Origin of the sequence: Nostoc sp. CENA543 (assembly GCF_002896875.1) — a bacterium.
In the GTDB taxonomy this organism is placed as follows: domain Bacteria; phylum Cyanobacteriota; class Cyanobacteriia; order Cyanobacteriales; family Nostocaceae; genus Trichormus.
Genome location: NZ_CP023278.1, coordinates 338,813 through 361,591, shown reverse-complemented (window position 1 = coordinate 361,591; position 22,779 = coordinate 338,813). Strand labels below are relative to the sequence as shown.

17 protein-coding genes, 1 tRNA gene and 2 pseudogenes are annotated in these 22,779 nt (G+C 40.7%); 11 read left to right on the top strand and 9 right to left on the bottom strand.

What is annotated here, in order from left to right; all coding sequences use genetic code 11:
- Nucleotides 1-214 precede the first annotated feature (214 nt).
- Complete coding sequence (locus CLI64_RS01570; RefSeq protein WP_103135586.1) at nt 215-547, bottom strand: tRNA-binding protein; 333 nt, start codon at nt 545-547, stop codon at nt 215-217.
- Nucleotides 548-560: 13 nt separating this feature from the next.
- Complete coding sequence (gene tatC, locus CLI64_RS01565; RefSeq protein ID WP_103135585.1) at nt 561-1,355, bottom strand: twin-arginine translocase subunit TatC; 795 nt, start codon at nt 1,353-1,355, stop codon at nt 561-563.
- Between the two features lie 274 nt (nt 1,356-1,629).
- Between tatC and glgB the strand changes: the two genes are divergently transcribed.
- Both glgB and CLI64_RS01555 read left to right on the top strand, forming a co-directional pair.
- A complete protein-coding gene (gene glgB, locus CLI64_RS01560; protein ID WP_103135584.1) occupies nt 1,630-3,918 on the top strand; it encodes a 1,4-alpha-glucan branching enzyme in 2,289 nt (762 codons plus the stop codon).
- Between the two features lie 218 nt (nt 3,919-4,136).
- Nucleotides 4,137-5,711 (top strand): mechanosensitive ion channel family protein, encoded by a 1,575-nt coding sequence (locus CLI64_RS01555; protein ID WP_103135583.1) that lies wholly within the window; start codon nt 4,137-4,139, stop codon nt 5,709-5,711.
- Between the two features lie 174 nt (nt 5,712-5,885).
- Here the strand turns inward: CLI64_RS01555 and CLI64_RS01550 are convergent, their stop codons facing one another.
- The 3 genes from CLI64_RS01550 to CLI64_RS01540 form a co-directional block, all read right to left on the bottom strand.
- Nucleotides 5,886-7,154, bottom strand: coding sequence for a nucleotidyltransferase family protein (locus CLI64_RS01550; protein ID WP_103135582.1), 1,269 nt, complete (start codon nt 7,152-7,154; stop codon nt 5,886-5,888).
- 108 nt (nt 7,155-7,262) lie between these two features.
- Entirely contained in the window at nt 7,263-8,147 is an 885-nt protein-coding gene (locus tag CLI64_RS01545) for an alpha/beta fold hydrolase (protein ID WP_103140545.1), read from the bottom strand.
- A 164-nt stretch (nt 8,148-8,311) separates the two neighbouring features.
- The gene (locus tag CLI64_RS01540; protein ID WP_103135581.1) at nt 8,312-8,812 is read right to left on the bottom strand and encodes a HugZ family protein; all 501 of its coding nucleotides are present in this window, start codon (nt 8,810-8,812) and stop codon (nt 8,312-8,314) included.
- Between the two features lie 287 nt (nt 8,813-9,099).
- On the opposite strand from CLI64_RS01540, the gene CLI64_RS01535 reads away from it, so the two are divergent.
- The 5 genes from CLI64_RS01535 to CLI64_RS01515 all read left to right on the top strand — a co-directional run bounded on the left by CLI64_RS01535 (nt 9,100) and on the right by CLI64_RS01515 (nt 16,923).
- Complete coding sequence (locus tag CLI64_RS01535; RefSeq protein ID WP_103135580.1) at nt 9,100-10,584, top strand: CIA30 family protein; 1,485 nt, start codon at nt 9,100-9,102, stop codon at nt 10,582-10,584.
- A gap of 653 nt (nt 10,585-11,237) precedes the next feature.
- Nucleotides 11,238-12,302, top strand: a complete 1,065-nt coding sequence (locus CLI64_RS01530) for a DUF3344 domain-containing protein (protein WP_225977477.1) — start codon at nt 11,238-11,240, stop codon at nt 12,300-12,302.
- Between the two features lie 338 nt (nt 12,303-12,640).
- Nucleotides 12,641-14,089: a F0F1 ATP synthase subunit beta gene (gene atpD / locus CLI64_RS01525; protein WP_103135579.1), complete on the top strand. Its 1,449-nt coding sequence runs from the start codon at nt 12,641-12,643 to the stop codon at nt 14,087-14,089.
- 108 nt (nt 14,090-14,197) lie between these two features.
- Nucleotides 14,198-14,611, top strand: a complete 414-nt coding sequence (gene atpC, locus CLI64_RS01520) for an ATP synthase F1 subunit epsilon (protein WP_103135578.1) — start codon at nt 14,198-14,200, stop codon at nt 14,609-14,611.
- Between the two features lie 227 nt (nt 14,612-14,838).
- Nucleotides 14,839-16,923: a flotillin family protein gene (locus tag CLI64_RS01515; RefSeq protein ID WP_103135577.1), complete on the top strand. Its 2,085-nt coding sequence runs from the start codon at nt 14,839-14,841 to the stop codon at nt 16,921-16,923.
- Between the two features lie 392 nt (nt 16,924-17,315).
- On the opposite strand, the gene CLI64_RS01510 is transcribed toward CLI64_RS01515, so the two are convergent.
- Nucleotides 17,316-17,915 carry a pentapeptide repeat-containing protein gene (locus CLI64_RS01510; protein WP_103135576.1) on the bottom strand — a complete coding sequence of 200 codons (600 nt, stop codon included), beginning with the start codon at nt 17,913-17,915 and terminating at the stop codon, nt 17,316-17,318.
- Between the two features lie 16 nt (nt 17,916-17,931).
- Between CLI64_RS01510 and CLI64_RS01505 the strand changes: the two genes are divergently transcribed.
- Nucleotides 17,932-18,417, top strand: coding sequence for a YraN family protein (locus CLI64_RS01505; RefSeq protein ID WP_103135575.1), 486 nt, complete (start codon nt 17,932-17,934; stop codon nt 18,415-18,417).
- 128 nt (nt 18,418-18,545) lie between these two features.
- Here the strand turns inward: CLI64_RS01505 and CLI64_RS01500 are convergent.
- From CLI64_RS01500 to CLI64_RS01490, 3 genes are all read right to left on the bottom strand, one after another.
- Nucleotides 18,546-18,618: transfer RNA gene (locus CLI64_RS01500), tRNA-Ala, on the bottom strand.
- 73 nt (nt 18,619-18,691) lie between these two features.
- Nucleotides 18,692-19,420: an HAD family phosphatase gene (locus CLI64_RS01495; RefSeq protein WP_103135574.1), complete on the bottom strand. Its 729-nt coding sequence runs from the start codon at nt 19,418-19,420 to the stop codon at nt 18,692-18,694.
- Nucleotides 19,417-20,319, bottom strand: a complete 903-nt coding sequence (locus tag CLI64_RS01490; RefSeq protein WP_103135573.1) for a class I SAM-dependent methyltransferase — start codon at nt 20,317-20,319, stop codon at nt 19,417-19,419. Before CLI64_RS01490 ends, CLI64_RS01495 begins: the two co-directional genes overlap by 4 nt.
- 202 nt (nt 20,320-20,521) lie before the next feature.
- Between CLI64_RS01490 and CLI64_RS01485 the strand changes: the two are divergent.
- The 3 genes and pseudogenes from CLI64_RS01485 to CLI64_RS01475 form a co-directional block, all read left to right on the top strand.
- A pseudogene (locus tag CLI64_RS01485) lies at nt 20,522-20,983 on the top strand (RtcB family protein); the annotation flags it as partial.
- A 236-nt stretch (nt 20,984-21,219) separates the two neighbouring features.
- Nucleotides 21,220-22,029 carry a hypothetical protein gene (locus tag CLI64_RS01480; RefSeq protein WP_103135572.1) on the top strand — a complete coding sequence of 270 codons (810 nt, stop codon included), beginning with the start codon at nt 21,220-21,222 and terminating at the stop codon, nt 22,027-22,029.
- Nucleotides 22,029-22,748 (top strand): annotated as a pseudogene (locus CLI64_RS01475) (RtcB family protein); the annotation flags it as partial. The gene CLI64_RS01480 and the pseudogene CLI64_RS01475, both read left to right, overlap by 1 nt.
- Nucleotides 22,749-22,779 lie beyond the last annotated feature (31 nt).

Sequence of the window (22,779 nt, the reverse complement as noted above, 5' to 3'; positions counted from 1 at the left end):
AGTAGTACATTAAAACAAAAAAATAACCGTAGATGTAGCTTGCGTCTCTTACAATGGCGTAAGCCTACCCGCAGTGTACGCTGATCAAATCAATGCTTTAGTACAACATTTAAAGCTTGCCACGCCAATACGTATTTGTTCAAAAATCAATTAGGAATCCTAAATTACTTGGCACTCAAATTCAAGTCTTGAACAATCAGTGTAGTAGTGTTGATTACAAAATGCGTTTACCTAAAGGTACATCTCTATCTGGTTGAATTAAAGCAACTCCACCATCATCTAAGACTACGCCTAAGACTAGAACCTCGGACATGAAATCAGCTATTTGGCGTGGAGGAAAGTTAATTACAGCTAATATAAATTGATTGACGATATCATTGGGATTATATAATTTGGTGATTTGTGCGCTAGATTTTTTGATACCCAAATCACCAAAGTCTATCCATAGCTTATAAGCTGGTTTTCGTGCTTTAGTGAACTCCTCTACTTTGATTACTTTACCAACACGAATATCAACTTTTTCAAAGTCTTCATAGGTAATTTGCATTCTTGATTTATCTTTATTTACCAGAGAGTTTCACTAAACCAATGCCACCAAAATATAAACCCAGTACGGCACCGGCTAAAAGACTTTGAGTGAGAGGATCTGTAGATGGTGTGAGGATAGCACCTAAAATTACTCCTCCCATAATTACATAACGCCAACCTGCAAGCATTGTTGCAGAAGAAACAATGCCTAGATTAGCGAGCAGAAGTTGAATGATCGGCACTTGAAAAGCTAAACCAGTGCTGAACATTAATAAAAGTACAAATTCAAAATACTTATCAATTGACCAAATTTGTTCAACTACATCTGCACCATAGTTAATAAAGAAATTTAAAGCGGCTGGAATTAAAAGTAAATAAGCAAAAACTAAACCTGCAACGAATAACACACTCGAACCTAAAACTATCGGCCCCAGCAATCGACGTTCACGGCGAGTCAGTCCCGGTAACACGAACTGAATCACTTGATAGAGGATGAAGGGACTAGAGAGTACCAAACCACTGTAAGCAGCAACCTTGAGAGAAACAAAGAAATATTCTCCTGGTGCAAGTTGTAGGAATTTTACTCCCTTAGCGGGAACTTCTAACAACTTAACAATGGGTTTGACAGCTACAAAACAACCGAAAGCACCCACAGCTACAGCAATCAGTGAGTAGAAAATCCTTTGTCGTAATTCTTCTAGATGGTCGAAAAGAGACATTTCGACCTCATCTGGCAACTCATCGAGAGGATCATTTTCCGAGTTGCCATAGCCCTCAGCGTCAATATTAGGAGTGGTTAGGGTGTCTACTTCTTGTGAAGGTGTCATGAGTCAGGTGGTAGGCAACATTTGCTAACTATTCTATCCGCCAAAGCAATTAATTAGAAGGCAAGAGGCAGTGAGACTAGGAAAACGGCAGCAATGCCCTGTTTGTCCATGCCCCATTCCTCATCTTAATGAATAATTTTGTTGCGTAAGTATATACGATTCAATCTGAGATAGGATAACGATGGCGACAAATTTGCAAATAAATGTAAAGAATATATATATACAAAACCCGATTTAGCCAATCAGTTTATTCTACGTAGGTAGCTTAATGTCCATGACCACGATCGCCCCTGAGCAGGTTAATAGCATCGTTTGGAATCAGCATCAAGATCCTTTTGAAATCCTGGGTTCTCATTTAGTAGAACAGAATGGTAAAAACGTTTGGGCTGTACGTGCCTACCTTCCCAATGCTAGTGCCGCCTGGGTAGTCTTGCCGGAACAACGCCAAGAATACCCCATGCAAGCGGTACACCACCCCCATTTTTTTGAATGTACTATTGAAACAGCCGAATTATCAAACTACCAATTAAAAATCAAAGAGGGAGAACACGAACGGGTGACTTATGACCCATACGCCTTTCGTTCTCCCCGTTTAACAGACTTTGATTTACATTTGTTTGCAGAAGGTAATCACCATCGAATTTACGAAAAATTAGGAGCGCACCCCACCGAAGTAGAAGGTGTTAAAGGGGTGTATTTTGCTGTTTGGGCCCCCAATGCGCGGAATGTCTCCGTTTTGGGCGACTTCAACCAGTGGGACGGACGCAAACACCAGATGCGTAAAGGGATCACAGGGGTTTGGGAATTATTTATTCCTGAACTACCCATTGGAGCGCATTACAAATACGAAGTCAAAAACTGGGAAGGACACATTTACGAAAAGTCTGACCCCTACGGCTTTCAACAAGAACCCCGTCCGAAAACAGCCTCCATTGTCACTGATTTAAATTCTTACCAGTGGCAAGATGAGAACTGGCTAGAAAAACGCCGCCACACAGACCCCTTAACACAGCCAGTTTCAGTTTATGAAGTTCACTTAGGTTCTTGGTTACACGCTGCAACTTCAGAACCATCAATATTACCTAATGGTGAAACCGAACCTGTGGTGATTGCGGCAGAACTGAATCCTGGTTCGCGTTTTCTCACCTATCGGGAGTTAGCAGCGAGATTAATTCCCTATGTGAAAGATTTGGGATACACCCACATCGAATTATTACCGATTGCCGAGCATCCCTTTGATGGCTCTTGGGGTTATCAAGTCACCGGTTACTATGCTCCTACATCTCGTTTTGGTAGCCCGGAAGACTTCATGTATTTTGTTGACCAATGTCACCAAAACGACATCGGTGTGATTGTCGATTGGGTTCCTGGTCACTTCCCCAAAGATGGACATGGTTTAGCATTCTTTGATGGGACTCACCTCTACGAACACGCCGACCCCCGCAAAGGCGAACATAAGGAGTGGGGAACGCTGGTATTTAACTACAACCGAAACGAAGTCCGCAATTTCTTAGTCGCCAATGCGCTGTTCTGGTTTGATAGATACCACATTGACGGTATTCGGGTAGACGCGGTAGCCTCTATGCTCTACCTCGACTATTGTCGCAAAAATGGTGAATGGCTACCCAACCAGTATGGCGGTAGAGAAAACTTAGAAGCAGCAGATTTTCTGCGTCAAGTCAACCATTTGATTTTTAGTTATTTCCCTGGTGTACTTTCGATTGCGGAAGAATCCACAGCGTGGCCGATGGTATCTTGGCCTACATATACAGGTGGTTTGGGTTTCAACCTGAAATGGAATATGGGCTGGATGCACGATATGCTGGACTACTTCAGCATGGATCCGTGGTTTCGCCAATTCCATCAAAACAATGTCACCTTTAGTATGTGGTACAACCACAGCGAGAACTTTATGCTGGCGTTGTCCCACGATGAGGTTGTACATGGTAAGAGTAACATCATTGGCAAAATGCCGGGCGATCGCTGGCAAAAGTTAGCAAATGTGCGTTGCTTGTTTACCTATATGTTTGCTCACCCAGGGAAGAAAACCATGTTTATGAGCATGGAATTTGGCCAGTGGAGTGAGTGGAATGTGTGGGCTGACTTGGAGTGGCAATTGTTACAACATGAACCACACCAACAACTGAAAAAGTTTTTCCAAGATTTAAACCATCTCTACCGCGCTGAACCTGCTTTATACACTCAGGATTTTGTCCGTGAGGGGTTTGAGTGGATTGATTGCAGCGATAATCGCCATAGCGTGGTTTCCTTTATCCGTCGTGATAAGGATTCTGGTGATTTTGTCGTGGTGATTTGTAATTTCACACCACAACCCCATTCTCACTATCGCATCGGTGTACCAGAGAAAGGCTTTTACACTGAGTTGTTTAATAGCGATGCTCGTCAGTATGGCGGTAGCAACATGGGTAACTTAGGTGGTAAATGGACTGATGATTGGTCTATGCACAATCGACCTTATTCTATCGATTTGTGCTTACCACCGTTAGGTGTGTTGATGCTGAAGCTGGATAGAGAGCAAACTGCTAAAGCACTGGGTTCGTAATCTAGAGGGTGGGAAATTTCCCACCCTTTTTAACTTGGATTTCGCTATAAAATAAACTTATTTTATATTTTGCTCTACAATATATATATATTATTTATTGTTTATCTTAATCATCTTAAGTGTTTTAAATATCCTTGCGTTCTTACATCAAGTTTGAGATTTTTAAAGGTTGGGTGAATCAGCATTTTCAAGCTAGTAGGTAAGTTTCTATTCAAAAGATGAATATATTAATTATTCTGGGTGAAGTTGTATTTATAGTATTAATATTCTCGTTACTTAACTGGCTAATCGGTATCTCAATTAAGCAGATTGCTAAAGTTTCTTGGCTGCAAGGTAGAACGGACAATGTCACCTTTTTACGCCACAGTATCAGCAGAATTTTAATTTTAACCACCGTAGTGCTATGTCTGGTACTGCTTGGTGTCAATGGAATGGTAATGTATCGAGGTGGTAACGTTCAAGAATTTCAACTGAATTTAATTCGCAGTTTACCTACGCAATTTTGGGTAAATCTCGGCACAGCAATTCTGAAATCTGTGAGTTTACTTTTACTCGTTAAACTGAGTGTCACACCCTTAAGCCGTGGGATAGATTGGGTTTGTGACTATGCTAAAAAAGTAGATCACATTAAGGCTAATGATACGAGTGTCGAGGCTTTTTTCAACGTCTTAAAGAGAACTATTATTCATACTATCTGGATATCTGCTGCTATCCTCTGTGCTGAATTTCTTCACCTTCCAGATGTTGTTCCTAAATATACTTTTATCGCTTTAAAAATATATATCACTATCACAATTGGTTTACTGATTGTTAAGGCTGTTGCAACTATTGTTGATACTCTCGATGCTCTGAGTCTGAAATATTCTAGTTCTAGTAATCTACTACGTTTATATGAGCGACTACGTCATCTCATACCTCTGTTGAAAAAGTGTTTAGAATATGTGCTTTATGTCGGCATAGTAAATTTAGTTGTTCCAGAAATTCAACCTATTGCTTGGATTAGTGCTTATACTCCTAGAGTTGTGCAGATTATTGGGGTTTTCTTTATTAGCAACGTTTTGATTGAAGTAGCTTATTTTATTCTGGATGAGTTCTACTTAAAAGCTACAGATGCAGGAGAAGCACAAAGACAAAAGCGGCTGACACTAATTCCGTTAATCAGGAGTTTTGCTAAATATTTTGTTTACTTTACTGCTGGAGTAACTGTACTCAAATTGATTGGCATTGACCCTGCACCTATTTTAGCAGGCGCAGGAATTGTAGGTATAGCAGTGGGTTTAGGGGCGCAAAATCTGATTAATGATGTGGTTTGTGGCTTCTTAATTTTGTTTGAAAATTATTATTTAGTAGGTGATTATGTTGAAGCTGGAAAAATGGAAGAGAGGAGTGTGGAAGGTATTGTAGAAGCAATTGAATTACGAACTACTCATGTCCGACACCCTGATGGTCAATTGCAGATAATTCGCAATGGTGATATTGGATCAATTATTAATTATTCCAAGCGTTACATATATGCAAGAGTAGAATTTAGTGTTTCCTATGAATCTAATTTGGATCATGTGTATAGAGTAGTGGAAAAATTAGGACAGCAGTTACAGCATGATGAACAAGATGTTTTAGAACCCACACGAGTAGCTGGAATAGAAAGTTTCGGAGAAAATAATCTTTTGCTGTTGACATTGACAAAAGTCAAGCCAGGAAAACACCTGCATATTCAACGTATTCTCCGCAAAGTTTTAAAGGATACTTTTAGCCGAGAAGAAATAGAGATTTGTGGGTTTTCTAAAAATTGAGTTGTATTTTTAGATATGAAGAAATACAACTGCAATCATCATAATAACTTTTTCTTGGATTTATCGTAAATCAGAGGGTTTAAGACCCCTACGTCTATACGTAGCATATTTTCAGTGGGGGTTGAAATCCCCGACTGAAAATGTCTTTAATTTTGAATTTTGAATTTTGAATTGTTAATGGCGATCGCTCAACCAAGCCGCACACAAATCAAGACCCCGTTTCAATGGAGTCAGACCAAATTTGATGATTAATCTCACCGGACGAATCATATAGTAAAGACCAGCTAAATAATTAGGCAGAGGTAAAGCCACATAATCTTGATCCTTGGGAGTAATGGCGAATCTCACTACAAAGAGACACAGTAAAATTTTATGTCGCCAGCTTTCCATCACTCTAAAATGAAAAGCTAAACGCCAAGACCAAAAAGACCTCTCAAATACATCTAATGGTTCGTCAATGTGCATCCATAATCTGGTTTTTACTTCTGTAGCCAAGGTGTAAATAATAGAATTTTGTGCGATTCTTTGGTTAATTATTTCTGGTAGTTGCAGTTTTTGGATATCGGCAGCGAGGAATAATCCTAGTAATAGCATTCTTTCACAGCCTTGTTTTTGTGCTTGTTCTAAAACTTTTGTCCAGGCAATTTCAGGATGTGATTTAATTAGTTCAGCGATATCACAAATCCAAGCTAACCTTTGCCATAAATCCTTACAACCGTGGACACAAAGATATAGCAGAGAATCTTCTAGAGAAAGTTGCAGGATAGTTTGACCGGCTAAAGAGATAGGTTGTAATCTATTCCACAGTGCATCAAAATTTGGTTTAAAGGCGAAATAAGTCGGGGTTAATTCCCAATGTAAATCTATCAAGACTCTGCTATCTGCACTGAGTACACTGTATTCACAAAATACTTCTTGTAGTTCTTGTCTAGCTTCTGTTAAATAAGCTTTACTGTGGTAATTTTGTGATTTTAAAATTTCTATTGTCTTGGGAATATCTTGTTTTTTAACTAGAATATCAAGGTCACTAAATTTTCTCAGTGCAAGATTACCATAGGCGGAAACTGCTAAGACAGAACCTTTAAATGGTATGGCGCGAACATGATTTTCTGCTAATAATTGCAGAATATTAACCAATTTGTGGGTCAAAAATAGGTTATTGAGGGTGATTTTTTGGCAAAGACTGTGTAAATCTTCCCAAATGTTTGGCGGAACTTGATTGAGACAAATTTCCTGGAGATTTGTATACAAAAGTGTCTGGACTCTATGCCAAACCGCAATTTTGACTAAATAATGCCAATCTATTTCTGTGGTTACTAACTGTTTAATTTTAGCTGCTGTTTCTGGGTCAATTTTTGTCTTAGCACAACACATCAACAGTTCTACTTCTTTGTTGATGGTAAATGGTTGGGTAGAAGCAAATATTTGTGGTAATGCAATCATATTTAATCGAACTTACTAGCCTAGTTATTTTGAGGCAACACACTTGTTTGATTTTCCGATCTAATTTGATGAACAAACAACTAGTTATGTAAAAGTTCGGTAAAATTTTCACACAAAATTCTGTAATAACCCAGTAAATACAGCTGGTAATTCTAGATGGGGTAATACTCCTGTGTCGGCGATCGCATAAAATTCATGAATCGCATTTAAGTTTAAACTCCTCAACCTGCGTCCTAGCTTGATGCTGGTAAATTGCGCCTTCTCTCCCCAAAAGAACACTGTGGGAACAGTAAGTTGTTGAATATACAAACTCAAGTCAAAGTACAAGTCCCCGCGTAAAAATGCTAAAGCGGCAAATTTCCCATTGGGTTGTTGTGCAGAGGCGAGATAAGCTTCTACCATCTCCTGCGTAACCCGTTGTGGTTCAGCAAACAGAAAACTTTCTAAAAAATTTCTCACCGCAATTTCATTTTCTGCCCCCAAGCCGTAAATAATATTGTCTAATAAAGGTGTATTAATTATGGGTAGTGGTAGTCTCCTTCCTGCACCTTGACCGAAATCATCAAACCCAGAAGGACAGACTAAACACAGATTTTTAAATAACTCTGGTTGCTGAATCGCCAAGCGAATACTAAAAGCCGCAGTTAATGAAGAAGCAACGACTGTTACAGGTTGGCGACAAGTTTGGGTAATAAATTCAGTAATAGTGGTCAGATAGTCAGAAATTTGGTAATCCCGCACCGGATGCGCCGAATCTCCCCAACCAATTAAATCCGGTGCAAGGATGCGGTGAGTAGCAGCAAAAGCCGGATAAACTTTTGACCATTCGTAAGCAGAAGCACCACCGCCAAAATTATGTAAGAACAGTAACGGCGGTAAATTTTCTGTGTCGGAATCTAACCAAGGTGCAGCAGTTTGGGTATAGTAAACTGTTTTTCCCAAGGATGTATTAATAACTTTATGCCCAAAACCAGGGGGTTGAAAACGTAGCATAGGGGTGAGTTGTGAGTGCTGAGTTATGAGCATCCTACTAGCATGACAATACACTAGCAATATATACGAAGAAACACGTTTTTTCCCTTATATCCCTACACCCTCACACACCTAAACCTCGGTTTTACAAGTTGAATTAACTTTTTACTCAGCACTCGTTACTCTCATCTAGCTTTTTCGCCGGTGATTTGAGCGAGTTGATCTAAGCGATCGCCACTGATATGGTATGCTGCTCCAAATCCAATCACAAATCTACCTGCTGTTGGAGTCAGGCGGAAAATGCGAAAGTCAGCCAAGCCGCGCAAAACTTCGATAATTTCACCAAAACGTTGTTGAAATTGCTCAACAATTTGATTCCATGTCTCAGATTCTCGCTCAATTAAAGTCGCAGCACAATCAAAACTCAAGCGACGACGTGCAAAAATTTGAGTAGTTTGACTTTCATCCTCGATAAATAAAACACACACATGAGGATTGATATGAATATTTTGAGTATGAGCAGCTAACCCACTTACGTATATATATATATTCTTAGCATCATCTGTCACAAAAGGAGTATAGCTAGCGTTGGGAATACCTTGTTCATTTACTGTACTAATAATCACACTCTCAAATTTCTCTGTGAAATTTTCGTATTCAGCCTGAGCTTTTTCTAATTGATTCATAAGTAAATCTCTATTTATTTAGTAATATCTAATCAAATATCCTAACGTGCTGACATCATTGAACCCAAAAAACTCATCCACAATCTAAAATTGGCAAGGTCAAGTATATGTAGTGTGCGTCAGTATGAATCATGTTTTGGTGTAGTGAGTTTTTCTCGCACTGACGCACCCCACTAAGTCGTCTATTTGGATATTTTATTTTTTCGCATTGTCCAACTCAAGACTCATAACTCCACACTCACCACTTCGTTATTATGTAACAAGAAAAGCATTAACAAAACGTAATTGTGGCAGATCAAAATCGCTCTCAATGGGACTTAGGCAGATTTATTAATACCTTGACTTACTTCGAGGTTTTTCCTTGCTTGAACTGGGTAAAGCGATTATTCCAAGGTGCTTCCCAGCCTCATCAAAATCCACCTCATGGAGAAAACAGCATGGGTGCAATCTTAGTAGCAGGTGCAACAGGTGGCGTTGGTAAACGGGTAGTCAAGCAATTATTAGCACAAGGCTACAAAGTCCGCGCACTAGTACGAGATATCGATAGAGCTAGAGCCATACTTGGTAATGATGTTGACTTGGTAACTGCGGATATTACTAAACCCGAAACTTTAACACCTCTAGTAATGGCGAACATTCAAGCTGTAATTTGTTGTACAGCAGTACGTGTGCAACCAGTAGAAGGAGACACAGCCGATAGGGCTAAATATTATCAAGGTGTGAAATTTTATCAACCAGAAATCGTGGGTGATACTCCAGAAAATGTGGAATATCAAGGTGTTAAAAATCTCGTAGAAGCTGCTAAGAAATATCTATCATCAGCCAAGGAAAAACTGATATTTGATTTTACTAGCCCTTCTGTAGAATTAAAGAATATTTGGGGCGCGCTCGATGATGTGGTTATGGGAGGTGTGAGTGCAAGTAATATGCAGTTGTTAGAAAATACGGCTGTATTTACTGGTAATGTTTCCACTGCTAATTCTGGGGGATTTGCATCTGTTAGAACCAAAAATTTTGAGCCTACTATTAATTTATCTGGCTATACAGGTGTAGAATTGCGCGTGAAAGGTGACGGCAAACGTTATAAAGTTTTTCTGCGTACAGATACAAAATGGGATGGCTTAGGCTATAGTTATTCTTTTGATACAGTGGCGAACAATTGGATAAATATCCGCATTCCCTTTAGTGATTTTGTCCCGGTTTTTCGAGCCAAAATTGTAAAAGATGCTCCCGTAATTCCCCAAGATAGAATTACATCTTTGCAATTAATGTTGAGTAAATTTGAATACGATGGCGCATTAAATCCTCACTTTTCGCCAGGGAATTTTGCTTTAGAATTATCCTCAATTAAGGCTTATAGTGACATCCCTACACCCCAATTTATTCTAGTGAGTTCCGCCGGTGTAACTCGTCCTGGTAGACCAGGAATTAACTTAGATGAAGAACCACCCGCAGTTAGGTTAAATGACCAATTAGGCGGAATATTAACCTGGAAATTAAAAGGGGAAGACAGTCTAAGAACTAGCGGTATTCCCTACACTATTATTAGACCCTGTGCTTTAACTGAAGACACAGGAGGTAAAGAAATAATTCTAGAACAAGGTGATAATATCAGAGGCAAAATCAGCCGTGAAGATGTGGCTCAATTGTGTGTCAAAAGTTTAGAAACACACCAGGCTTGTAATTTAACCTTTGAGGTGAAAGAAGGCACAAATACATCACAAAGTATTAATTGGCAACAATTATTTACTGATTTAAAACCGGATAATTAGACAAAGAATAGTATTAATTGCTACGAGTCTTGTAGTGAATTGAGGAGTGTGATCGCACCACTCCTTCAGTAACTTACTGAAGACTCGTATTGCTCAGATAAAAATATTTTCTACGGTGACAAAATACATTTATTAGCTGAATATACTGAAAATCAGTCATTTTATTGTTAATTTTATATAAAGCATGAATAAAACTGCATAAAGAGTTTACCTTGCTTCAACTAATTCTTTGAATGCAAAAATCTCTGAGAACCTCGGTAATATCTAGGTTGTGCTAAATGATTTAGCAGAATTTACAATATATTTTTTTTGTAAAGGTATCACCATCAGACTAGCGGTCTAAGTAGATTTGTCATAGTGTATTGAATATCCAAATGAGGAAATTACTGAGTTAAGTTTCCCTTGTATTGTCAAACAACGGCAAATTATAGTGCCAATCTCAGTAATTTATTCGAGAACTTTTTGTGTGCTGTTGGCGAGTACCGCAAAGGGCAAATTTACACCCTGCTTGTGGATTATAGCTCTTAAGCAAACCACATAGGCTCAGAACACCAATACACACAGTAGAGGTTTGGGCTTATCGATTTAAGTAGAGCATCTGTGTTGGCTAAAAATCACAATCCCACTGGAAATAGGCAGAAATTGAGGATTTTATGGATAAGTTTCAAATCATGAAAAATTTACAGAAGCTCGCTATCCGCAAGGCTAGCTTGACCACATTAGCACTCTTAGGTATGGGTGTGGGTGTTGCTGTTTCTAGTTCACCTGCATCAGCAGCTTTGTTCGTTAAAGACACTTTTAATAACGCAGCCCTTTCTATTGATGGTTTTGGTAGCACAAGTAACAATGGCTTCATCCGAACCAACGTACCCACAGGTTCCACTGTACGGAAAGCTTACCTGTATGCTTCTTCCATTTGGAATTTTAGTCCTGTCTCTAATGTCAGACTAAACGGTAACTTATTACAAGTAAGTGATGCTACTGTACTTACACCAGATTTGAACCCAGCAACAACTGTTCGTTGGGATGTTACCAGCCTTCTAGGTTCTTTAGGTGGTTTGCAAAGCCACACTATCGAAGAACTCGGCGATAACGACGGCGCAGTTTTAGTAGTCGCATATGAAAACGAAGATACCTTAGGCTTTACATCTGTAATCCTAGATGGTGAGCTTTCCACCGGAGGCGACGAAACTACATTTAATTTTGCTCAACCCTATACGAGTGGAGATTTCTTGGTATCTCTAGCTTCTAGCTTCAGTTTTCAGCCAGCTAACCAGTTTACTACAATCGACGTAACAACTAACTCTACTTCTTCTCGGCGATTAACTAGCTCTGCTGGTGGTCAAGATGATGGTTCGGGAGATAACGGTGCGTTAATCACTGTAGGGGGTATTGATGACAGTCCTACCAACCCAGATCCTTTTGCTACCGATGCTGGTGGACCTAGAACCGATGATGAATATTATAATCTAGCTTTGGGTAACACTGCTAATCCTAACCCTTTCATCAACCCAGGTGACAAATTTATCAAATTAACCACTCGCAACCCCAGTAACGATGATAATGTGTTTGGTTTATTCGTTACCAGCACATTCAGAATTACCACTGAACCTCCAACTGATATACCTGAACCTTCTGTGACATTAGGAACCCTGGTCTTTGCCGCTTTCGGTGCTAATTCATTGCTCAAGCGTAAGCAAAAAAAAGTTGCAAATTAAGGCTAGACATATAGTTTAAGACTTTAAGAAGCTTCTTTAAATCAGGTTTTTACCTGATCACTGCCGTATTTGCAAATCAGCAATAGGGCAGTTTTTATTTTTGCCCAACACCACTGAAATTAAATTAACTTTCTGATGTTGTAAGTCTTAAGAATCAATTTATGATTAACAATTGGGTCATGCAGTCAAGCTGGTGGGCAGAAATTCGCCAAACAACTTTTTAAGAAATTACTAACGGAACTCTGTCCCCCTCCAGTGTTAGAGTGAAAGATGACATTGCATAATCTTATGTCTTCTAAGACCCATTCTGAAATATAGCTTCAATCATTAGGCGCAGCATGGTCACCACCGCAGAAAAAACAAACATCGGTTACATTACCCAAATCATTGGTCCTGTTGTAGACGTTAAATTTCCCGGCGGAAAATTACCGCAAATCTACAACGCTTTGACCATCAAAGGCACTAACGAAGCTGGACAGGAAATCAACCTCACCATCGAAGTACAGCAACTTTTAGGCGACAACCAAGTCCGCGCCGTTGCGATGAGTTCTACCGATGGTTTAGTACGTGGTTTGGAAGTTATTGATACAGGCGCGCCCATCAGCGTACCCGTAGGTAAAGCTACCCTGGGACGGATTTTCAACGTTCTGGGCGAACCTGTAGACAACAGAGGCCCCGTCAACAACGAGGAAACCTTACCCATCCACCGTTCCGCGCCTAAACTCACTGACTTAGAAACCAAGCCTTCCGTATTCGAGACAGGGATTAAGGTTGTTGACCTCCTGACCCCCTATCGTCGTGGCGGTAAAATTGGTCTGTTCGGCGGTGCAGGTGTGGGCAAAACCGTGATCATGATGGAATTGATCAACAACATTGCGACCCAGCACGGTGGCGTGTCTGTATTTGCTGGTGTGGGAGAGCGTACCCGTGAAGGGAATGACCTCTACAATGAAATGATTGAATCTGGGGTAATCAACAAAGATAACCTCAACGAATCTAAAATTGCGCTGGTGTACGGTCAAATGAACGAACCACCCGGAGCGAGAATGCGGGTTGGTTTGTCTGGTTTGACAATGGCAGAATACTTCCGCGATGTAAACAAACAAGACGTACTGCTGTTTGTTGACAACATCTTCCGCTTCGTCCAAGCTGGTTCGGAAGTATCCGCGCTGTTAGGTCGGATGCCTTCTGCTGTAGGATATCAGCCAACCTTGGGTACTGACGTAGGTGAACTGCAAGAGCGGATTACCTCCACTACCGAAGGTTCTATTACCTCAATTCAAGCTGTATACGTTCCTGCGGACGACTTGACCGACCCCGCACCTGCAACTACATTTGCTCACTTGGATGGTACAACTGTACTATCTCGTGGTTTGGCAGCGAAGGGTATTTATCCCGCAGTTGACCCATTAGGTTCAACTTCTACCATGTTGCAACCCAGCATCGTAGGTGATGAACATTACAACACCGCGCGTGCTGTACAAGCAACTCTACAACGCTACAAAGAATTGCAAGACATCATCGCCATCTTGGGTCTAGATGAATTGTCTGAAGATGACCGTCTCACAGTAGCACGGGCGCGCAAAATCGAGCGTTTCTTGTCTCAGCCTTTCTTCGTAGCGGAAGTATTCACCGGTTCTCCTGGTAAATACGTGAAGTTAGAAGATACTATCAAAGGCTTCCAGAAGATTCTGTCTGGTGAATTAGATGATCTGCCAGAACAAGCATTCTACTTGGTAGGCGACATCAACGAAGCGATCGCTAAAGCCGAAAAACTCAAAGGCTAAAAATTAGTCAATAGTCACTAGTCAATAGTCATTAGTCCAAAGCTATTTGACTGTTGACTGTTGACTGTTGACTGTTGACTGTTGACTGTTGACCATTAACTTAAACTTATGACCCTAACTGTCCGTGTAATTTCCCCAGATAAAACAGTGTGGGATGCGGAAGCTGATGAAGTGATTTTACCCAGCACTACCGGTCAGCTAGGTATCCTGAGTGGACACGCACCACTACTGAGCGCACTGGATATAGGCGTGATGCGCGTCCGCACCAACAAAAACCAATCTTGGCAAGCGATCGCTCTTCTCGGTGGTTTTGCTGAAGTCGAAGACAACGAAGTTACCATTCTGGTGAATGGTGCTGAACGTGGCGACAGCATCGACTTAGAAGCAGCCCGTACTGATTATAACCAAGCTCAAACCAAATTGAGCCAAGTACCAGCAGGCGATCGTCAAGCTCAAATTCAGGCAAACCAAGCCTTTAAACGCGCCCGCGCTCGTTTTCAAGCGGCTGGCGGTTTGGTGTAAAAATACACTAAATATATTGCTTTGGGGTGGGCTATTTGCTCACCCTTGTTTGTTTATGCTGGTTTTGTTTTTAACACGGAGGCACGCTAAGGTAAACATAAAGAGGCCCAGAGTGTTAAAGGTTTGCTTTGTTTAAAAAGAAAAAAATAATACTAAGTTTAAGAAAACTCAGCCTTATTAAGTGAAGTGATACCTTAGATAATTAGTTGCCCAGAAGGGCGCAGATTATGAAAAGTTTTTCATCTTTCCTTGGTAAGACTAAAAAAAATAAATTAGCTCGTTTTGCAACTACGTTTATAGCTTCTTTAGCATTGGCTAGCAGTATTAACTCGGCTCATGCTAGTAATGTCAAGACACCCGTTTTCAAAGAAAATACATCCGCATCAGTCATCCTCGAACAAACCAAGCCAACTACAACTCAATATCAAGCAGCAGCAGTTGATCCTTATGTGCTGATTCCTATTGTTTTAGTTGGTGGCTTCGTTATCTTTGTTCCTCTGTTCTTTGGTGGTTTAGTAGTTATCGGCGAACGAGAAGTTGGTGTCGTCGTTAAAAAATTTGCAGTTTCTGGACGGGGACTTCCAGCCGGACGTTTGATTGCACTCAACGGTGAAGCGGGTTTACAAGCAGATACTCTCGCACCTGGTTGGCATTGGGGTTATTGGCCTTGGCAGTATTCAGTGCGGAAAGAACCTGTGGTAGTCGTTCCTCAAGGGGAAATTGCTCTAATTGTGGCGGCTGATGGTGAATCTATACCCCCTGAGCGCATCTTGGGCAAAATCACCAATTGTGATAACTTCCAAGATGCCCGAAAATTTCTCACCCAAGGCGGTGAAAAAGGGCGGCAAATGGGCTTTTTGACTGCTGGTACATATCGGATTAATACAGCTATATTTAAAGTGATTATGGCGGCTAACGCCTCTAGTCACGGTATGAGTCCCGAACAGTTACGGGTGCATACTGTAGCCTCTGATAAAGTCGGTATTGTGACCACCTTAGATGGGATGCCGATTAGTGTAGGTGAAATTGCTGGCCCAGTGATTTCAGCCCATGATAACTTTCAAAATGGTCAGAAATTTTTAGACGGTGGTGGACGCAGAGGTTTACAAGAGCAAATTCTGCTGTCTGGTTCTTGGAATCTTAATCCTTGGTTCGTCAACGTTGAACAAGTACCAATGACAGAAATTCCCATTGGCTATGTCGGTGTGGTGATTTCTTTCGTTGGTAAAGCCCAAGAAGATGTTAGCGGCGCGTCCTTCACCCACGGTAACTTAGTAAATCCTGGGCATAAAGGTGTATGGGTTGAACCTCTGTATCCAGGTAAACACCCCATCAATACCCGCATTATGAAAGTAGAGTTAGTCCCGACTACTAACATTGTTTTAAACTGGTCAGGACGGACAGAAAGACACAAATACGACGCAAACTTAGAATCTTTAACGGTACGTTCTAAAGATGGGTTTGCGTTTGACTTAGAAGTTTCGCAAATCATCCATGTCGGCGCGTTAGATGCACCGAAAGTAATTTCCCGTGTGGGTGCAATGCAAAACTTGGTTGATAACGTTCTAGAACCTAGTATTGGTAATTATTTCCGCAACTCAGCCCAAGATTACACTGTACTAGATTTCTTAAATGCCCGGAGTGAGAGGCAAGTTGAAGCCTCGGAATATATTAAAGCAGCATTGCGAGCTTATGACGTACAGGCAATTGATACCCTAATTGGGGATATTCAGCCACCCGCATCATTAATGCAGACTCAAACAGACAGAAAGATTGCCGAAGAAGAACGCAAGACTTACGAAGTACAGCAAATGGCGCAAACCCAACGGCAACAACTGGTGCGGGAAACAGCCTTGGCTGATATTCAACAGGAAATGGTGAAATCTGAGCAAAGCGTCCACATTGCCGAACTCAAAGCCCAAGCGCATATCAAACAAGCGACTGGGGAAGCAGAGTCTACCAAACTACGGGCGATAGCGGAAGCGGAAGGGATTCGCGCCACAGGTAACGCTAAAGCCGAAACCTACCGTACTGGTGTGGAAGCCTTGGGGACACAAGGTTATACAGCTATGCAACTGATGCAGATTATTGGCGATCGCAATGTCCGTTTAATACCTGATATCTTAGTTGGTGGTAGCAACGGCAGCACTAACGGTTTAGTGGATGGTTTACTGTCAATGATTCTATGGAATCAAACCAGCAAAAATGGTGAAGTTACACCCACATACCCACAACCTGTAGTACCTCAAACCTCACCCACTAACGGAACTAGTCAATTTATCGTGGACTTACCGAAAGATAAATCGTTATGAACGGGAATAGGGGATAACGATAAAAGGAGTTTGAGCATCTGTTAATTTTTTAAACACTTTGTTTTCTAGTAAATAACCCCAGTTTTCTCAATAAAACTGGGGTTATTTATTGTTCTGACTTTTCACCGGATCTAAAAAACCCCTCTCCAAACCTCTCACGCCAGTTGCTACCCTACGGGAACGCTCCGCGAACAAGTCGGGCATTGCCCGCCCAATGCACTGGCTCCCCTGCAAGGAGAGAGGCTTTGATTCTTGCTCCCCTTCCCTTGTAGGAAAGGGGTTGGGGGTTAGGTTTTACGTTAATTTTTCCACATAACGTGAAAAGTCAGATTTATTGTTCAATATCAAATTTCAGGATAACAGCCGGCTTTCAAACCTGTTCCCTAATTTACTTAAGGACAATACAAAGTATCTCTTGTATCACGGCCAGTAGTCGGGTTAGTCCCTTTAGCTACCTTACACAATTTTTTGACCTCATCTGGACGCAACAGCACATCAGTAAAATCTGCACCGTCGATAATTGCGCCATCAAATTTGGTGTTAGCTGCAAATGCACCTTCTAAAACTGCATTTGTCAAGTTAGTTTTAATCAGACGAGCTGAATCTAGGGTAGCATTTGTCAGGTTCACACCTTCCATATTTGCCGATTCTAAATTGGCGGCAAAGAAACTCACACCCTGTAAATTAGAGTTACTAAAGTTACTCTGACGCAGATTTGCTTTAGTAAAACTAGAGTCTGTTAAATCACGTCCTGAAAAATCAGCTCCAATTAAAATTTCTTTGTTGTACTCCAATGCTGAAGCTGGAAGAGAAAAACCGACAATTGTCGTAATGCCCACTACTCCCCACAGCAATAAACTGAGTATACTAGCCAAAATGCGCTGATATTTTTGACACCCTAATCCGTTGTAAGTACGGCATAACTTGGGTATAGAAGCTAATATGCGATCGGCTACACTGGGGCATAGCCCATCATTTAACTTAGAATTCATAACTATATCTTAGCCAATGGTGAATCCTCCTTCATCACATTATCCCGATATCGGCGACATAGGAGAAGAACTTGTAACTCAATGGTTACAATCTACAGGCTGGTTAATTTTACAACGTCGCTTCTCTTGTCGTTGGGGAGAAATTGATATCATCGCTCAATATCCTGATACCACAGAGAATGAGCTAATATCGACACTAGCTTTTATAGAAGTAAAAACTCGTAGTGGTGGTAATTGGGATAGCTGGGGCAAAAGTGCCATCAATACTAAAAAACAAGCAAAAATAACTCGCACTGCGGGGTTATTTTTAGCTAAATATCCTGAAAAAGCAAATTATTCTTGTCGATTTGATGTAGCGATTGTCAGTTGTCAACCAATATCACAAAAAAACCTTAATTTCTCTGCAACCCAAACAGCCTTAGCTATCTCATCAGTTGCAGGCTATCAATTCCAGTTACAAGAATATATTGCAGGTGCTTTCGATGTCATTGATGAATCTTAAAGATTAAGTAGTTTTACCGTAAAGTTGCAGAATCATATTGAGTGCTTCGTAATGAAACTCGTTGTATGAGTCTATTGTACATTCGCACATTATTTGCGAATTGCGACAAATAATGTGCGAATGTACAATGGAGAATAGGGAACTCGAATCCCTGGCCTCTGCGGTGCGATCGCAGCGCTCTACCAACTGAGCTAATTCCCCTGAAAGTGGTGCTGAGTGCTGAGTTAATAAGAGTATCAGCAATTAAATCAACGCTCTGCTATTAAAGAACATTCTAACATTCACTGGCGGTTGGCTGTGGTTCTTTGCCGGAAAATACTTGTTGGACTCGTTCTAGTTCCAATTCTGTAAGATAATCTACTGTCCAGTTACAGCAACGCTGGAGCATATGGAAAGGGTAAGTATTCGCTACACCTAACACTTGCATCTGTGCGTGTCTGGCTGCTTGAATACCTGCGGGGGTATCTTCAATTGCCAAGCATTCTTGGGGTTGTAGATTTAAATCGGGATACTCTTGATTTAGGCGTGTAACTGCAAGTAAATAACCATCTGGTTGGGGTTTACTGGTAGTGATATCATCTCCAGCAACAATCACAGGGAAATACTCTGTTAGTTTAGCTCGCTCTAATACTAGCTTTATTTCTTGATGAAGCGCACCGCTAACTATAGCTAATTTGAGATGTTGAGAACGCGCTTGATAAATCAAGTCTTCCACACCTGGATATATGGGTAATTTTTCCAGTTTCTCTAGTTCCAATACATAGGCTTCAGCTTTGCGGCGAAGTAGCTGAGTTAAGTATTCTTCGCTCACGACTCTACCACGATTGGCGAACAATTCTTGAAAACAAGCGCGATCGCTACGTCCTAATGAAGCTTGACGCTCTTTCACTTTTTGGGGTTGCAGATTTTCTTGAACCAGAATTTCATCGATTAATTGTAAGTGAATGCGTTCATCGTTAATGATTACGCCATTAAAATCAAACAGAATTGCCTTTAAACTCATGCCGTTATGCCAAAAGCTGGAGACTCTAAACCCTCCAAATTATTATTATCCATCACAGGTCTATATTGTCTCACCTTTGCTTGATTAGTTACATCTGTGGCAGGCAAAGGTTTAACACCACTGCTTACTTGATTTATCCACCAAACTTCTTCTGTTCGCACCGACTCAAACCCCACCGCACCCATCCGTGCATCTACACTATCCGCAGCATATTCACGAATGTAAGGCTCTTCAAACACATTATTCAACCAATCTAGCTGACGTAAGGTTTTCTGATTTCCATCCAGAACTAATACCTGTCCCCCAGCAACCAACAGGCGAAAACATTCTTGGAGGATGGTTTGGGAAACGGCAACTGGCGTTTCGTGGAAAAGTAAAGTAGCCGTCACTAAGTCAAAGGAAGCATCGGGAAAACCAGTTTGTTCTGCGTTTCCATGTCGCCAGCTGATATCCAAACCAGCAGTTTTGGCTTTATCTTCCGCCCTTACTAGCATATAGGGTGATAAGTCTAAACCGATGACTTCAGCTTGGGGAAAAGCTTGTTTTAGCATCAAAGTTGTAGAACCTGTACCACAGCCTAAATCGAGTATACGTCTGGGTTTGACTTTAACTGCATCAATTACAGCTTGACGCACCCAAGTTTCATTCGGTGGAATGACGTATGCAGTAATAGGATCATAACTGACCGCCGCACCAGGATTGAGATATCCTTTTTTGATGCCGTGAAAGTTTTGGTTTATGTAGTACGCCGGTGTTGTCACATCATCACACCGGAACTTCTCGCTTTCTTTCTCCCAGTCGATACTTTTGGCATAACGCTGCAATTTTTCTTCATCAATTAAAAATCGGACTACGGGCGATAAAAAGCTTTCCCAAATGGTGTTCTGACGTGTCTCCATAGGTTTGATTTCGGCTGATTCATGGTCTTTACAAATTGTAGTGTATTTAGCAAATGCCTGGATTTTTTGGCAGACTTAACTAGTGATGATTGCTGTTGACACTAAAATTACATTATATTACATTTGTAATATAGGCGATTTTATGACCTAAACTTGTTAGCTTATTATCTTTCACTTTTGATTCCTGATTTTCTAGAAAAAAATGCCCTACGAAGAGTTAGAAATTAATACGCCAGCACCTGTTTTATCTTGGGCGAATCACCCCTTGGGTACAGAAGAAACCAAGATGGCTAAGAATGTGGCATCCCTACCTTTTGTATTTAAACACGTAGCATTAATGCCTGATGTTCACTTAGGAAAAGGTGCTTTAGTTGGTTCTGTAATTGCTACAAAAGAAGCCATTATTCCTGCTGCTGTGGGTGTAGATGTTGGCTGTGGTATGTGTGCAATCAAAACACCATTTACAGGTGATAAATTAGAAGGAAAACTCAAAAAAATTCGACTCGATATTGAAGCGGCCATTCCCACAGGTTTTAATGAAAATAAAGAGATAGAAAAAACTGTCACTAATTGGCAGCATTGGCGAGAGTTTCAAGACTTGCACCGTGGTGTGCAAGATTTACAAACTAAAGCAATGAAACAAATTGGTTCTCTAGGCGGGGGTAAAAGATTGCCCCTTACTGTAGTAATACAGTAATCAAAACTCGTCCAAATCGGTGGAAGCTGAGATTGCTAATACCGAGGGAAGCGGTAAAACGCCCCGTAGAGAGCAGAGGGACTTGGGCATCCTAGAATAAATTAGGATGAAGGTGTGCTCCGAACTATACCGAAAAGGAAGGTATAGAATCAAGCAGAAATGACTTGATCTATTGTGACTTTCATGTGTGATATTGTGATTATATGGAATCTCACAATATCAGTCTTGTAAATCCCTGTTACTCCTACTTGTTTGGCTTTATCCAAAGCGATGGTCATCTATACAACGATACTCGCGATCGCGGTCGATTAAGTATAGAGATTAATAAGCAGGATGAACACATACTTTGGGAGTTCAAAAATCTCATACCGTATAATTCTTCAATCACTGAACGTGTACGTAAAACTAACTTTAGTAGCAGTAATAAATCAGTTATTTGGAGAGTTTATAATAAGGAATTTCGAGATTATCTAGAATTATGGGGTTTACCGAATGGTAGTAAATCACAGTTAATCAAACTTCCAAATTGTCAGTTTTCCGAAATTGACTATTTCCGAGGTTTGATAGATGGAGATGGATCTTTAGGACTGACCTCAAAGGGATTTCCCTTTTTATCTCTGGTGACATCTAGTTCATATATTGCCACTGGATATATAGAATTTATTAACCAGATGACAGGACAAGCCAAGACATCGACTAGAAACACTAGAGATAGGGTTTACAACATAGTGGTTTACAAGGAAGATGCTCAAACATTAGTCAGACATTTGTACTATGACAATTGTCTAGCTTTATCTAGAAAACTTATTAAAGCTAGAGAAGTTCTAAGTTGGAGTCGTCCTAATGATATGAAACGGGTGAAAAATAGAAAGTTATGGACACCTGAAGAAGATCAATTCATTACTACCCATTCGATTGAGTTATCAATGAAAGTGCTTAGTAGAAGTCGAAATAGTATCGAACTTAGACTATGGAGACTCAACAAATTAAGCAAGCAATCAGTAACAAATTGAATCACTTCATTGAAGTCTGCCTAGATACAGAGAACCAAGTTTGGCTGATGTTACATTCGGGTTCGCGGAACATTGGTAATAATCTTGCCCAGTGTCATATTAATACAGCGAAAGAATTAGCAAAAATGGCAGATAATAATTTACCTGACCCTGATTTGGCTTATTTTGTCGCTGGTACACTAGAATTTCAAGCCTATTGGAATGATTTACAATGGGCCCAAGAATATGCACGTTTTAACCGTGATGTGATGATGGCACGTTTCCAACGCATCATTGAGAAACATCTAGCGGGGGGAAAGCCAACTAAACCTTTATTACAGGTGAATTGTCATCACAACTACGCCGAAAAAGAAGTACATTTTGGCGAAGATGTGTATGTCACTCGTAAAGGTGCGGTGCGTGCTGATACAGAAGACTATGGAATTATTCCTGGTTCAATGGGAGCAAAATCTTTCATTGTCAAAGGTAAAGGAAATGCACATAGTTTCTGTTCTTGCTCTCATGGTGCGGGTCGTTTATTGTCAAGAAATAAAGCTAAAAATGTCTACACCCTCGATGATTTAATTGAGCAAACAAAGGGTGTAGAATGTCGCAAAGATAAGGATGTTTTAGATGAAATTCCTGGTGCTTATAAGCCGATAGATGAAGTCATGAAAAATCAAGCTGATTTAGTAGAAGTTGTAGCCACACTCAAGCAAGTTGTTTGTGTCAAAGGTTGATTCTCATGTTTGTAGTGAGGGCTTTAGCCCT